The organism is Herbaspirillum sp. AP02 (assembly GCF_015767275.1).
In the GTDB taxonomy this organism is placed as follows: domain Bacteria; phylum Pseudomonadota; class Gammaproteobacteria; order Burkholderiales; family Burkholderiaceae_D; genus Herbaspirillum.
In genome coordinates this window covers 12,912-27,316 of record NZ_JADWMY010000018.1, presented here as the reverse complement: position 1 = coordinate 27,316, position 14,405 = coordinate 12,912, and the positions used below count along the sequence as shown (strand labels likewise).

9 protein-coding genes are annotated in these 14,405 nt (G+C 62.3%); 2 read left to right on the top strand and 7 right to left on the bottom strand.

Going from position 1 to position 14,405, the window contains the following annotated elements:
* Window positions 1-20: 20 nt before the first annotated feature.
* The 5 genes from I5R65_RS23590 to I5R65_RS23570 all read right to left on the bottom strand — a co-directional run bounded on the left by I5R65_RS23590 (window position 21) and on the right by I5R65_RS23570 (window position 8,730).
* Window positions 21-1,484, bottom strand: coding sequence for a glutamate synthase subunit beta (locus I5R65_RS23590; protein ID WP_180670990.1), 1,464 nt, complete (start codon window positions 1,482-1,484; stop codon window positions 21-23).
* Window positions 1,485-1,592: 108 nt separating this feature from the next.
* A complete protein-coding gene (locus I5R65_RS23585; RefSeq protein WP_180670991.1) occupies window positions 1,593-6,269 on the bottom strand; it encodes a glutamate synthase-related protein in 4,677 nt (1,558 codons plus the stop codon).
* A gap of 184 nt (window positions 6,270-6,453) precedes the next feature.
* A complete protein-coding gene (locus I5R65_RS23580) occupies window positions 6,454-7,185 on the bottom strand; it encodes a transposase (protein WP_180670992.1) in 732 nt (243 codons plus the stop codon).
* A gap of 191 nt (window positions 7,186-7,376) precedes the next feature.
* Entirely contained in the window at window positions 7,377-8,348 is a 972-nt protein-coding gene (locus tag I5R65_RS23575; protein ID WP_370461020.1) for a TerC family protein, read from the bottom strand.
* Between the two features lie 61 nt (window positions 8,349-8,409).
* The gene (locus I5R65_RS23570; protein ID WP_180670993.1) at window positions 8,410-8,730 is read right to left on the bottom strand and encodes a zf-TFIIB domain-containing protein; all 321 of its coding nucleotides are present in this window, start codon (window positions 8,728-8,730) and stop codon (window positions 8,410-8,412) included.
* Between the two features lie 178 nt (window positions 8,731-8,908).
* Here I5R65_RS23570 and nhaR point away from each other — a divergent pair, with 178 nt between their 5' ends.
* Window positions 8,909-9,874: a transcriptional activator NhaR gene (gene nhaR / locus I5R65_RS23565; protein ID WP_180670994.1), complete on the top strand. Its 966-nt coding sequence runs from the start codon at window positions 8,909-8,911 to the stop codon at window positions 9,872-9,874.
* Between the two features lie 355 nt (window positions 9,875-10,229).
* On the opposite strand, the gene I5R65_RS23560 is transcribed toward nhaR, so the two are convergent.
* A complete protein-coding gene (locus tag I5R65_RS23560; RefSeq protein ID WP_180670995.1) occupies window positions 10,230-11,093 on the bottom strand; it encodes a LysR substrate-binding domain-containing protein in 864 nt (287 codons plus the stop codon).
* A gap of 138 nt (window positions 11,094-11,231) precedes the next feature.
* On the opposite strand from I5R65_RS23560, the gene I5R65_RS23555 reads away from it, so the two are divergent.
* The gene (locus I5R65_RS23555) at window positions 11,232-12,473 is read left to right on the top strand and encodes a YbfB/YjiJ family MFS transporter (protein ID WP_231395310.1); all 1,242 of its coding nucleotides are present in this window, start codon (window positions 11,232-11,234) and stop codon (window positions 12,471-12,473) included.
* A 55-nt stretch (window positions 12,474-12,528) separates the two neighbouring features.
* Here I5R65_RS23555 and I5R65_RS23550 read toward each other — a convergent pair whose 3' ends face one another.
* On the bottom strand, window positions 12,529-14,031 hold the full coding sequence (locus tag I5R65_RS23550) for an AMP nucleosidase (protein ID WP_180670997.1): 1,503 nt from the start codon (window positions 14,029-14,031) through the stop codon (window positions 12,529-12,531).
* Window positions 14,032-14,405 lie beyond the last annotated feature (374 nt).

Here is a 14,405-nt window from a genome sequence, read left to right as displayed (position 1 = left end):
TGGAATTCCATCAGACAGGATCAACGTGGCAGCAGCGACGAGCCCATCAGGAACTCGTCCACGGCGCGGGCGCACTGGCGACCTTCACGGATCGCCCACACCACCAGCGACTGGCCGCGACGCATGTCGCCGGCGGCAAAGACCTTGTCCACCGAAGTCTTGTAGCAGCCTTCGCCATCGGTGGTGGCCTTGGCATTGCCACGGGCATCCTTGTCCACGCCGAAAGCCTCCAGCACCTGCGCCACCGGCGAGACGAAGCCCATGGCCAGCAGCACCAGGTCGGCCTTGATCTCGAATTCCGAATCAGGGACTTCGACCATCTTGCCGTCCTTGAACTCGACGCGTGCGGCGATCAGCTTCTCGACCTTGCCGCCCTTGCCTTCCAGGCGCTTGGTGGTCACCGCGAAATCGCGCTCGCAACCTTCTTCATGCGAGGACGAGGTGCGCAGCTTGATCGGCCAGTACGGCCAGACCAGCGGCTTGTTCTCGGACTCGGGCGGTTGCGGCATCAGTTCGAACTGGGTCACGGCGGTGGCACCATGACGGTTGGAGGTACCCACGCAGTCCGAGCCCGTATCGCCGCCACCGATGACGACCACGTTCTTGCCCGTAGCCATGATCTGGTTCTTCAGTTTGTCGCCCGCATTGACCTTGTTCTGCAGCGGCAGGAAGTCCATGGCGAAATGCACACCCTTCAGTTCGCGACCCGGTACCGGCAGGTCACGCGGGGACTCGGCGCCACCGGCGATGATGACGGCGTCGAATTCCTTCTTCAGCTCATCGGGGGAGATGGTTTCCTTGGCTCCGTTGTTGACGGTCTCGGGGAAATCCTTGCCCACGAAGACGCTGGTGCGGAAGCTCACGCCTTCGGCCTTCATCTGTTCCACGCGCAGATCGATGTGCGACTTTTCCATCTTGAAGTCGGGGATGCCGTAACGCAGCAGGCCACCCACGCGATCGCTCTTCTCGAACACGGTCACGTCGTGACCGGCGCGCGCCAGCTGCTGGGCAGCGGCCATGCCGGCAGGACCGGAACCGACCACGGCGACCTTCTTGCCGGTCTTGATGGCAGCCGGTTGCGGCACCACCCAGCCGTTTTCCCAGCCCTTGTCGATGATGAAATGCTCGATCGACTTGATGCCCACGGCGTCGCTGTTGATGCCCAGGGTGCAGGCGGCTTCGCAGGGTGCCGGGCAGATGCGGCCGGTGAACTCGGGGAAGTTGTTGGTCTGGTGCAGGGTGTCCAGGGCTTCCTTGTAGTTGCCGCGATAGACCAGGTCATTCCAGTCGGGAATGATGTTGTTGACCGGGCAGCCGTTGTTGCAGAAGGGGATGCCGCAGTCCATGCAACGCGCGCCCTGGATCTTGGCGTCGGCGTCACTCAGGTGCAGGACGAACTCCTTGTAGTGCTTGGTACGCGTGGCTGGCGCTTCGCTGGCCTCTTTGAGGCGCTGGTATTCCATGAAACCGGTTGCTTTTCCCATTTTCCTCTCACATTCTCGCTAAGGATGCGGCGGGCGGCGCTCTTCATCTCTGGCGCCACGCCCGCCGGCGTGCTTGATTGACTCGAAAGTTACGCTGTCTGATGACGATCAGGCAGCGACCTTCTCCTTCTTCGATTGGGCAGCGGCGGCCAGCTCGGCCAGTGCGCGCTTGTACTCCGTCGGGAACACCTTGACGAACTTGGCACGCGATGCCGCCCAGTTATCCAGCAGGTAGCGCGCACGCGTGCTGCCGGTGTACTTGAAGTGGCGCTCAATCAAGCCGCGCAGGATGGCTTCGTCGGTCTGGCGCTCGCCACCGCGCAGCAGGCTGTGCCAGATGTCACGGTTGACGGTCTGTTCCTGTTCGGTGTCCGACAAGACCTTTTCCAGAGTCACCATGGCGGTATTGCACTTGCCGGCGAAATCACCTTCCGGGTCGTACACGTAGGCAATGCCGCCCGACATGCCGGCTGCAAAGTTGCGGCCGGTATTGCCCAGCACCACCACGGTACCGCCGGTCATGTATTCGCAACCATGGTCGCCGGTGCCTTCCACCACGGCAGTGGCGCCGGAGTTACGCACAGCGAAGCGCTCGCCGGCCACGCCGTTGATGAAGGCTTCGCCATTGATGGCACCGTACAGCACGGTATTGCCGGAGATCATGTTGTCCACGGCACGGCCACGGAACTCGGTGTTGGGACGCACGATGATGCGACCACCCGAGAGCCCCTTGCCGACGTAGTCGTTGCCTTCGCCGACCAGGTCCAGGGTCACGCCCTTGGCCAGGAAGGCGCCGGCCGACTGGCCTGCGGTGCCTTGCAGCTGGATGTGGATGGTGTCGTCCGGCAGGCCTTCGTCGCCGTAACGCTTGGCGACTTCACCCGAGAGCATGGCACCGACGGTACGGTTCAGGTTCTTGATCGGGGAGATGAAGGAAACCTTCTCACCCTTTTCCAGCGCGATCTTGGCTTGCGCAATCAGCTTGTGGTCCAGTGCCTTGTCCAGGCCGTGATCCTGGAAGTCGGTGTGATACACCGGCAGCTTCGATTCCGGCTGATGGAAGATGCGGCTGAAGTCCAGGCCACGGGCCTTCCAGTGGGCAATCGCCTTGGAACGGTCCAGCAGGTCGGCGCGGCCGATCAGTTCGTCGAACTTGCGGATACCCAGCTGGGCCATGATCTGGCGCGCTTCTTCAGCGATGAAGAAGAAGAAGTTGACCACGTGCTCCGGCTTGCCGGAGAACTTGGCGCGCAGCACCGGGTCTTGCGTGGCCACGCCCACCGGGCAGGTGTTCAGGTGGCACTTGCGCATCATGATGCAGCCTTCGACCACCAGCGGTGCGGTGGCGAAGCCGAACTCGTCGGCGCCCAGCATGGCGCCGATGACGACGTCGCGACCGGTCTTCATCTGGCCGTCGGCCTGCACGCGGATGCGGTTGCGCAGGCCGTTCAGGACCAGGGTCTGTTGCGTTTCGGCCAGGCCCAGCTCCCACGGGGAGCCGGCATGCTTGATCGAGGACAGCGGCGATGCACCGGTACCACCGTCATGACCGGCGATGACCACGTGGTCCGACTTGGCCTTGGCCACGCCGGCCGCGACCGTACCCACGCCCACTTCGGAAACCAGCTTGACCGAGATGGAAGCGCGCGGGTTGACGTTCTTCAGGTCGTGGATCAGTTGGGCCAGATCCTCGATGGAGTAGATGTCATGGTGCGGCGGCGGCGAGATCAGACCCACACCCGGCACCGACACGCGCAGCTTGGCGATGTATTCCGAGACCTTGTGGCCGGGCAGCTGACCACCTTCACCAGGCTTGGCGCCCTGGGCCATCTTGATCTGGATCTGGTCGGCCGAAATCAGGTATTCGGCGGAGACGCCGAAACGCCCCGAGGCCACCTGCTTGATGCGCGAGCGCAGCGAGTCGCCTTCCAGCAGCGGGATGTCGACTTCGATGTGTTCGCGGCCGATTTCCGAGGCCAGGGTCGCGCCCTGCTTGATGGGGATGCCCTTCAACTCGTTGCGGTAACGGTTGACGTCTTCACCACCTTCGCCGGTGTTGGACTTGCCGCCGATGCGGTTCATCGCGATGGCCAGGGTGGCGTGGGCTTCGGTCGAGATCGAGCCCAGCGACATGGCGCCGGTGGCGAAGCGTTTGACGATTTCCTTGGCCGGTTCCACTTCATCGATGGAAATGGCACGCGACGGATCGATCTTGAACTCGAACAGGCCGCGCAGCGTCATGTGGCGCTTGGACTGGTCGTTGATCAGCTGGGCGTATTCCTTGTAGGTGTTGTAGCTGTTCGAACGGGTCGAGTGCTGCAGCTTGGCGATCGCGTCCGGGGTCCACATGTGTTCTTCGCCACGGATACGGAAGGCGTATTCGCCACCGGCATCCAGCGCATTGGCCAGCACCGGGTCGGTGCTGAAGGCGGCGGTATGCAGGCGCAGTGCCTCCTCGGCGACTTCGAACACACCGATACCTTCGACGTTGGACGCGGTGCCCTTGAAGTACTTGCTCACCAGTGCCTTCGATAGGCCGATGGCTTCGAAGATCTGCGCGCCGCAGTAGGACATGTAGGTCGAGATGCCCATCTTGGACATGACCTTCAGCAGGCCCTTGCCAACGGCCTTCTGGAAGTTGTAGATGGCCTTTTCCGGCGACAGGTCGCCCGACAGGCCCTTTGCCATGTCGGCCAGGGTGTCCATCGCCAGGTACGGGTGGATGGCTTCGGCGCCATAACCTGCCAGCAGGGCGAAGTGATGAGTTTCGCGAGCCGAACCGGTTTCCACCACCAGGCCGGTGGAGGTACGCAGGCCCTTGCTGACCAGGTGCTGGTGGATGGCCGAGGTGGCCAGCAGTGCCGGGATCGGCAGCTGGTCGGCATCGACCTTGCGGTCCGAGATGATCAGGATGTTGTGGCCCGACTTGACCGCATCCACGGCCTTGGCGCACAGCGAGGCCAGGCGCGCTTCGATGCCTTCCTTGCCCCAGGCGACCGGATAGCAGATGTTCAGCTCGTAGGACTTGAACTTGCCACCGCTGTGCGCGCTGATGTTGCGCAGCTTGGCGATGTCGTCATAGTCCAGCACCGGCTGCGACACTTCCAGGCGCATCGGCGGGTTGATGTTGTTGGTATCCAGCAGGTTCGGCTTGGGACCGATGAAGGACACCAGCGACATGACCAGCGCTTCGCGGATCGGGTCGATCGGCGGGTTGGTCACCTGCGCGAACAACTGGCGGAAGTAGTTGTACAGCGGCTTGTTCTTGTTGGACATGACCGCCAGCGGCGAGTCATTGCCCATGGAACCGATGGCTTCCTCGCCAGCGGTGGCCATCGGGGCCATCAGGAACTTGACGTCTTCCTGGGTGTAGCCGAAGACCTGTTGCAGGTCCAGCAGCTTCAATGCCGACGAGGGCTGGCGCGGCTCTTCCTTCAGTTCGTCCAGCTTCACGCGCACCGAGTTGATCCACTGCTTGTAGGGCTTGGCGTTGGCGTAGGTATCCTTCAATTCCTTGTCGTCGATGATGCGGCCGGCATCCAGGTCGATGAGGAACATCTTGCCCGGCTGCAGGCGCCACTTCTGGATGATCTTGGATTCGGGAATGGGCAGCACGCCCGATTCGGACGCCATCACCACCAGGTCGTCATCGGTGACGATGTAGCGTGCCGGACGCAGGCCGTTGCGGTCGAGGGTACCGCCGATATGGCGACCGTCGGTGAAGGCCAGCGCGGCCGGGCCGTCCCACGGCTCCATCATGGCGGCGTGGTATTCGTAGAAGGCGCGACGGTTGTCGTCCATCGAGGTGTGGTTTTCCCAGGCTTCGGGCACCATCATCATCATCGCCTGCGGCAGCGGGTAGCCGGCCATGACCAGCAGTTCCAGCGCGTTGTCGAAGCTGGCGGTGTCGGACTGACCTTCATAGATCAGCGGGAACAGCTTCTTCAGGTCCGAGCCCAGCACGGCCGACTGCATCACGCCTTCGCGGGCGCGCATCCAGTTGAAGTTGCCCTTGACGGTGTTGATTTCACCGTTGTGGGCGATCAGGCGGTAGGGGTGGGCCAGCGGCCATTCCGGGAAGGTGTTGGTGGAGAAGCGCTGGTGTACCAGGGCCAGGGCCGAGACACAGCGCTCGTCCTGCAGGTCCTTGTAGTACACGCCGACCTGGTCGGCCAGCAGCAAGCCCTTGTAGACCACGGTACGGGCCGACATCGAGGGCACGAAGAATTCCTTGCCGTGCAGCAGGTTCAGGGCCTGGATGGCGTGGCCGGAAGACTTGCGAATCACGTAGAGCTTACGTTCCAGCGCGTCGGTGACCATGATGTCCGGGCCGCGGCCGATGAAGATCTGGCGGATCACCGGTTCTTTTTCGCGCACGGTGGGCGACATCGGCATGTCGGTATCGACCGGCACGTCGCGCCAGCCCAGCACGATCTGGCCTTCGGCCAGCGCGGCGCGCTCGATTTCCTGTTCACAGGCGATGCGCGAGGCGTTTTCCTTGGGCAGGAACACCATGCCCACGCCGTATTCGCCGGGCGGCGGCAGGTCCACGCCCTGCTTGGCCATCTCTTCGCGGTAGTACTGATCGGGAATCTGGATCAGGATGCCGGCGCCGTCACCCATCAATGGGTCGGCACCCACGGCGCCCCGGTGGTCCAGGTTCTTCAGAATGAGCAAACCCTGGTCAACGATGGAATGGGATTTCTTGCCCTTGATGTGGGCGATGAAACCGACGCCACAGGCATCATGTTCATTTGCTGGGTCGTAAAGGCCTTGCGCGTTCATAACGGAACTCCACCACATTGACAGTAAGGATTTGAAGAATAGTGCACTGCACCCAATAGTTCAATGAAAATAATTAGGGTCTGAGTGCAATTTTAATCCCTAGAAATTTAGGGATTTTTTAAATGGGGACAGAGTTATTGGCCGGGCACTCAAGCCGTTGATATCAAAGGGCGATTTTAAAAGATCATGAATCCTGGGGCGCCGCCGAGTCTTCTTCGTCGGAGACAGCCCGGCTGATTGCGGGTCGGCCCCGCTTGGCCGGACTCACACGGCGATGCGTCTGGCGCTCCAGGCCCTGCTTGAAATCCTCCGAACCCAGCGCCCAACCCTTGAGCGTGGCATCGGTGATGCGCTCCACTTCGGCTCGCGCCAGCCCTTCTTCGGTGAGCTGGCGATAGGCGATCTCGCGATCGAAGGGAGTGTTGCCAATCGACCAATATTGAGGATGATCGGTAATCAGGCCATCCTGCTTGGCGCCGATGTGATGCATGTAACTGGACCACGGATACTCACCAGGACTGGCCACCAGCCCGTTGCGTACGGGATTGAGCTCGATGTAGCGGCAGACGGCGAGCAGGTAGAGTTCGGCGTCGATGACGGTGGCGCGATAGCGCCCCTGCCACAGCGTGCCACTGCGTCCGTGTTTCTGGTTGAAATAGGGAACGTAATGGCGCCCTATCCATTGCATCATCCGTGCCAGGCCCTGGTCATCGGCCGGCGTAGCCAGCAGGTGCAAGTGGTCCGGCATGAGTGCGTAGGCGTGCACCGCCACCTTGAATTGCCGTGCAGCATCCTTGAGCCAGCCCAGGAAAGCCTGATGGTCATCGGTATCGCGGAAGATGACCAGACCGTCATGACCACGCTGGATGATGTGATGAGGCTGGTTGGGAACGACGAGACGGGGAAGGCGGGCCATGGCGAACGCTGCAAACCTGTAGGAAGGAGGCCCTATTCTAATGCACTCCGTCCCCAATAAAGCCATGTTGCCGAATCAGCATGGGAGAGTGGTGGAAGTCCAGAATGCTATCGAACAATGATGAGCATAAAAAAACCGGCCGGATGGCTCCAGCCGGTCAAGCCCCACGTTGATTTGTTGACAAGAGCCGCTTAGCTGACGCTCTCTTCCTTACCCTTGGTCAGTACCAGGCTGGCGATGATGGAAATCAGCAGGATGGCACCCACGATGGACAGCGACACCAGCACCGGCACGTGGAACCAGTAGGCCAGCAACATCTTGCCGCCCACGAACAACAGCACCAGGGCCAGGCCGTACTTGAGCAGGTGGAAGCGCTCGGCCGAATCAGCCAGCAGGAAGTACAGCGCCCGCAAACCCATGATGGCGAACATGTTCGACGTGAAGACGATGAACGGATCCTTGGTAATAGCGAAGATGGCGGGGATGCTGTCCACCGCAAAGATCACGTCGGAAATTTCGATCAGCAGCAGAACCAGCATCAGCGGCGTGAAATAGCGCATGCCATTGATGCGGGTGCTGAACTTTTCGCCATCGTAGTCGTTGCTGATCTTCATGTGACCACGCAACCAGCGCAGCAAGGGGTTGTCGCCCAGGTCGGCTTCCTTGTCGGCGAAGATCAGCATCTTCACGCCAGTGAAGACCAGGAAGGCACCGAAGACATACAGGATCCAGCTGAACTGCGCGATCATCCAGGCGCCCAGCAGGATCATCCCGGCGCGCATGACGATGGCACCCACCACGCCGTACAGCAGGACGCGGCGTTGCATCTCGGGCGGCACGGCGAAGTAGCTGAAGATCATCAGGAACACGAAGATGTTGTCGACCGACAGCGCCTTTTCGATCAGGTAGCCGGAGAGGAACTCGGCGCCCTTCTGGTTGGCGAATTCACGACCGACGTTGGCATCCAGGTACCACCACATCAGGCCGGCAAACAGGAAGGCCAGCGACACCCAGCCCAACGACCAGCCCAGCGCCTCCTTGGGCGTGACGCGGTGGGCATGGCGGCCGCCGAGGGCGAACATGTCCAGCGCCAGCATGCCCAGCACGAATACGATGAAACCGCCCCACATGGGCAGGCTTGCAAAACTCTCTACGCCGTTCACGATAGACCTCTCTCTTCTTTTCTATTTTCTGACTGCATTGATGCGGAATGGGTGGCTGGCCTTAGTCGAAATCGAAGATCTCGCCGAGGAAGCCCTTTTTCCTGCGCTTGTGATCATGACCGTAGCTGCCCTGCTCATGGCGCGCGCCATGGCCGAAGCGCGGGTCATAGCCCGGCTGCTGCTGCGGCGGCGGTGGCATCGGCGCGCGTACTTGCGGCACGGGTGCTGCCGCCGTCATCTGGCTGGCCGCCGAGCGCTCGATGAGCTTGTCCAGCTCGCCGCGATCCAGCCATACGCCGCGGCATTGCGGGCAGTAATCGATCTCGATGCCCTGGCGCTCCGAGATCAGCAAGTTGTGAGATGTACAGACGGGACATTTCATCAGGCTTCTCCTTGATGTCAGTGATGGCCACTGCGGATGGAAACGAAGGCAGACATGCTGACAACTCATGTTCGTACCGGACAAGGCGCTACTTTAGGCTAAAGCCTGATGAATGAAAATTCGAATATTCTGAGATAATTCATCGGAAAAACCGAAGTATTGACACCAGGAGCACTGCATGGCCAGCCTGAACTACAAGCATCTGCACTACTTCTGGACTGTCGCCAAGAGCGGTGGCGTGGCACGCGCCGGCGAACGACTGCACCTGACGGCGCAGACCATCAGCGGCCAGATCAGCCTGTTCGAGGAAAGCCTGGGCTACAAGCTCTTCAGGCGCGTCGGACGTCGGCTGGAGCTCAACGACGAAGGACGCATGGTGTTCGACTATGCCGAACGGATCTTCAGCCTGGGAGAGGAACTGGAAGAAGCGCTGCGCCTGCGTCCCGGTGGGCGCGCCCTGCAGTTGCGGGTCGGGGTGGCCGATGCGGTGCCCAAGGCGATTGCCTACCTGCTGCTGGAAAGCGCCCTGGCCATGCCCGATCCGATCCGCATCATCTGCCGCGAAGGCAAGCTGGATGTGCTCCTGGCCGAGCTCGCCATCCACAAGCTGGACATCATCATCGCCGACAGCCCCATGCCGCCCAACGTCGACGTGCGTGGCTACCACCATCTGCTGGGCGAATGCGACACCAGTTTCTTCGCCACGCCGGAACTGGCCCGGCGCTACCGCAAGGATTTCCCGCGCAGCTTCGATGGCGCGCCTTTCCTGATGCCCGGCGAGGACGCCGCCGTCAGGCCACGCCTGCTACGGTGGTTCGAGAAGGAACAGATCCGCCCACAGATCACCGGCGAATTCGACGATGGCGCGCTGCTGCTGGCCTTCGGTGACGCCGGGACCGGCATCTTCGCCGCACCGTCCGCCATTGCCACGCAGATCCGCAAGCAATACGGACTGGTGGAAATCGGCAGGACCGATGCTATCCGTGAACAGTTCTATGCCATCTCGGTGGAGCGCAGGCTGACGCATCCCGCCGTGCTGGCCATCCAGTCGGCCGCGCGCGGCAACCTGCTCGTCGGCAGCTCACCAGCACAGCCAGCGGCCAGGACAACATCCCCACCCTCCCCGGGCGGGCGGCAAAGCTGAGGCAAGCAGCCCGGACCGGCAAGGACATGCAGAGAGGATAGAGAATAGTGAAAGTATCGGCAGCGGCGAGCACATGAACTCACCAACAGTCACAACGGTTCGACGGAACATCGGCGACCTTGGTATAAGCCGACTGGCACGACTTCTGCAAACCGCAAACCCGGATGGACAAAAGAAAAACCCCACGTCTCTTGCGAGCCGTGGGGTAAATCCCATTCTCGGGGGGGAGAATGGAGGGGGAACTTCAATATAGGGAAATCGATGTCGGGTCGCAGCGGTTTTTACAAATGGTTACACCCTCTTTATATGCTGCACGGCAGTACATATTTGCGTCCGTCCATATGAATCAAATATATCAAACACTCGCCATAAGTAAAGAACGCAAGGCAAGGAAGGATGCGGAGCAGCGATCCCGTCTACTGATCAGATAAGTGGTGACACGACCATCGCGCCCCAAGGAATGGGTGGCAAATCCGTGGGGCGCCATCTGCATCGCAATCACCGAGCGCGGCACCACGGCCACGCCAGCCCCGGCCGCCACACATGCCAGGATGGCGTGATAGGAAGCCAGCTCCAGCGTGCGCACCGGCACGCCGCCGCGACCATGGGTGGCAAACCAGGTCTGGGCATGCCGGCGATAGGCGCAGCCCTGCTCGAAGACGATCAGCGTGTCCAGCGTGACATCCTCGGGCGAGCGCACCCGGCGGTGGCTGCGCGGGGTCACCAGCATCAGTTCTTCCTTGAACAGCGGCGTAGCGTCGAAGGCCGGGTCATCCAGCGGCCCGGCCACCAGCGCCGCATCGAGCTTGCAGGCGCGGACCTGGGCGACCAGCACGTCGGTGGGCGCGGTGGAGAGTTCCAGACGCACTTCCGGCCAGCGCTGGTGGAATTCGGCCAGCGGCGTTGGCAGGCGACTCGCCGCGGTGCTTTCCATGGAGCCGATGCGCAAGCGGCCTCGCGGACTCTGCGGAGCGACTGCATGGCGTGCCTCCTGCACCAGGTCGAGGATGCGCTCGGCGTAATCCAGCAGCGCCTCGCCAGCCGCGGTCAGGACCAGGCGCCGACGGTCGCGCACGAACAGCGGCACGCCCATGGATTCCTCCAGTTGCTTGATGCGCGTCGTCACATTCGACTGCACCCGGTTCAGGCGCTCGGCAGCGCGGGTCACACCACCCTCGGCCACCACGGTACGGAAAATCTCCAGTTCAGCCAGTTCCATGCGGTTCTCCTGCTTGACCTTACGTTCTCTAAAAAAGATGAAGTCATTCTTATTATTCATTTTTTCGAATGATCGAAAAACGATAGCATAGACCCCGATTCCTGACACCCACCACTTCACATCCTTCGATTGCCAGCCATGACCGCCATCCCCCCATCTGCCAATCCCCTTCCCGCCCCATCACGCCACGGCATGGCATGGAAGGTCTGCCTGTCGGGCATGGTGGCGCTATCGGTGGCAATGGGGATCGGCCGCTTCGCCTTCACGCCGCTGCTGCCGATGATGCTGCACGAGGGCAGCCTGTCGCTGCAGATGGGGGGCTGGCTGGCCACGGCCAACTACCTGGGTTATTTTGCCGGTGCCATGCTGTGCGCCTTCCATCGCAGCAAGCGTGGCGTGGCAATGCTGCGCGGCGGGCTGGTGGTGACCATCCTGCTGACCCTGGGCATGGGGGTGCTGCATCAGGACTGGGCCTGGTTGTGGATGCGCTTTCTCTCTGGCGTGGCCAGCGCCTACGTGTTCGTCTATACCGCCGGCTGGTGCCTGCAACAGCTGACACAACTGGGCAGGCCGGAACTGGGCGGGGTCATCTTTTGTGGCCCGGGCCTGGGAATCGCCATCACCGGCCTGCTCTCCGGCCCCATGATCGCGGCCGGCTGGCTGGCCGCGGGCGGCTGGATCGCCTTCGGCATCATTGCACTGGCGCTGACGGCAGTGGTCTGGAAATCCTTCAGCTTCGATGCCGGTCGCGGCCTGAGCGTGCACAGCGACCCGCTCCACGGCAACGCACCCAAGGCCGCCGAGAGCGCCCAGCAACAACGCGAGGTGCTGGTGCAGGTGATCGCCTACGGCATCGCCGGCTTCGGCTACATCATCACCGCCACCTTCCTGCCGGTGATCGCGCGCCAGGCGCTGCCGGGCTCGGCCTGGCCGGACTACTTCTGGCCCATCTTCGGTCTGTCGGTCGCGCTGGGCGCCTTCAGCGCCACCCGCTTGTCGGTACAGGGCGATCAGCGCCTGTTGCTGGCCGGCGCCTATCTGATGCAGGCGGCCGGGGTGCTGCTGTCGATCTTCTTCCCCAATGCCCCGGGCTTCGCGCTGAGCTGCCTGCTGCTGGGCCTGCCCTTCACCGCCATCACCCTGTTCGGCATGCGCGAGGCACGCCGCCTGCGCAAGGAACAGGCCAGTAGCCTGATGGCCCTGATGACGGCTGCCTACGGCATCGGCCAGATTGCCGGACCGCCGCTGGCCACCGCCCTGGTGCACGGCAGTGGCTCCTTCACGCCTTCGCTATGCGTGGCGGCAGCGACCTTGCTGATCGGTGCCGGACTGTATTACCGCTTGGCGCGCAATCATCCGCTGCCAGGCCGTCCGGCCTGAATGAAAAACGCCCGCGACAGCCATTGTCGCGGGCGTATTCCTGCCATCTTCTCGATCAGCGGAACGCCGGCTCCGCAAAGCTGCGCAACTTGCGGCTATGTACCTGTTCGATACCGTTGTTGCGCAACAGCTCCAGCGCGCGGATACCGATCTGCAGGTGCTGCGCCACGCGCTGCTCGTAGAAGGTATTGGCCATGCCGGGCAGCTTGATCTCGCCGTGCAGCGGCTTGTCCGACACGCACAGCAAAGTGCCGTAGGGAACCCGGAAGCGGAAGCCGTTGGCCGCCACGGTGGCGCTTTCCATGTCCAGCGCAATGGCGCGGCTCTGCGAAAAACGCAGCAGCGGCATGCGGTGGTCACGCAGCTCCCAGTTGCGGTCGTCGACCGAGGCCACGGTGCCGGTGCGCATGATGCGCTTCAATTCATAGCCTTCCAGCCGGGTGATGCTGGCCACCGCATCCTGCAGCGCCAGCTGCACTTCGGCCAGCGCCGGGATCGGCACCCACAGCGGCAGATCGTCATCGAGCACGTGGTCGTCGCGCACATAGGCATGCGCCAGCACGTAATCCCCCATCCGCTGCGACGCCGACAGCCCGGCGCAATGCCCCAGCATCAGCCAGCCGTGCGGCCGCAGCACCGCCACGTGGTCGGTCACCGTCTTGGCATTGGACGGACCGACACCGATGTTGACCAGCGTGATGCCGCTGCCATCGGCGCGTTGCAGGTGATAGGCCGGCATCTGCGGCTGGCGTGCCGGTGCCACGCCAGAGGCGGCCCGCGTTTCCAGACCTTCCTGATTGGCGCTCCAGGTGGTGACGTTGCCGGGCTCCACGAAAGCGGTGTACTGGCGTCGATAGGCCAGTTCCTCGGGGTCATCGGTCGGCTCCATCAGGCGTCGCCCCAGGCGCACGAACTCGTCGACGTAGAAGGCATAGTTGGTGAACAGCACATAGCGCTGGAACTGGTCCGGCGAGGTCGCCGTGTAATGACGCAGGCGATGCAGCGAATAATCGATCCGCGGCCCGGTGAACAGCGCCAGCGGGTGCACGCCCTCGCGCCAGGCACCGTTGTCCACCTCATAGCTGCCATTGGCGATGCGGTCATCCATGGTCGCCAGGTCCGGCAGGTCGAAGTAGTCGGCCAGCGTACGCAGGTGTTCCGGATCGAGGCTGCCCTCCACGTGTATGCCCTCGGGGAAGGCGAAATGCACCGGAATGGGCATGTCGCTCACCCCGATTTCCAGTGGCACCTCATGGTTCTGCAGCACCAGCTTGAACTGCGCCAGCAGGTACTGGTGGAACAACTGCGGTCGCGTCAGCGTAGTCTGGTAACAGCCGGGGCCGGCCACGAAGCCGAACGACTGGCGAGTATCGGTATGGGTGGATTTCTCGGTGGTAATGCGCACGAAGGGATAGCAGGCCCGCACCCGCTGCGGCATGCCCTGCCCGCTGGAGAACTGGCGGAAGGCATCGCGCAGGATGGCAGTGTTGTGCTCATAGATTTCCAGCACGCGTGCGTAGGCGGCGTCGGGATTGGTGAATTTTTCGGTGGCAAACATCGTGGTTCTCCATCATTGCCGCGCGCCGCGCCGGTGTGGGGTCGAACTGCGCTGGAGCGGCGCGGCCGGTCTGGCCGGACATTCATCGAAACAACTTGTGCGCGGCACCATCTTACCTGAGAGCAGCCCGTTTCATGCTGCATGCGCAGGCTGCGATGAGGCGGGAGAACGCCCGGCTTGTCCGCCTTTCCCAACCGCGCATTCGGTGATATCTTCCAAGCTCTTCCGTGCGGTTTACTTATTTTTTCATCTCTTGCACCGCCACTTTGCGCAGACCTGCGGCCTGTCGGGTACGCCGGTTCGTCAGCGCCCTGTCAGTTGCGAGTCATTCTGCCCGCCTGACAGCCTTCAGAGCCGGCATTTTGCACGAAACT

Excerpts from the sequence above, each read along its gene's own strand:
- I5R65_RS23560 (WP_180670995.1), bottom strand. The coding sequence starts at position 11,093 with ATGGAACTGGCTGAACTGGAGATTTTCCGTACCGTGGTGGCCGAGGGT.
- I5R65_RS23580 (WP_180670992.1), bottom strand. The coding sequence starts at position 7,185 with ATGGCCCGCCTTCCCCGTCTCGTCGTTCCCAACCAGCCTCATCACATC.
- I5R65_RS23570 (WP_180670993.1), bottom strand. The coding sequence starts at position 8,730 with ATGAAATGTCCCGTCTGTACATCTCACAACTTGCTGATCTCGGAGCGC.
- I5R65_RS23585 (WP_180670991.1), bottom strand. The coding sequence starts at position 6,269 with ATGAACGCGCAAGGCCTTTACGACCCAGCAAATGAACATGATGCCTGT.
- I5R65_RS23590 (WP_180670990.1), bottom strand. The coding sequence starts at position 1,484 with ATGGGAAAAGCAACCGGTTTCATGGAATACCAGCGCCTCAAAGAGGCC.
- I5R65_RS23555 (WP_231395310.1), top strand. The coding sequence starts at position 11,232 with ATGACCGCCATCCCCCCATCTGCCAATCCCCTTCCCGCCCCATCACGC.
- nhaR (WP_180670994.1), top strand. The coding sequence starts at position 8,909 with ATGGCCAGCCTGAACTACAAGCATCTGCACTACTTCTGGACTGTCGCC.
- I5R65_RS23550 (WP_180670997.1), bottom strand. The coding sequence starts at position 14,031 with ATGTTTGCCACCGAAAAATTCACCAATCCCGACGCCGCCTACGCACGC.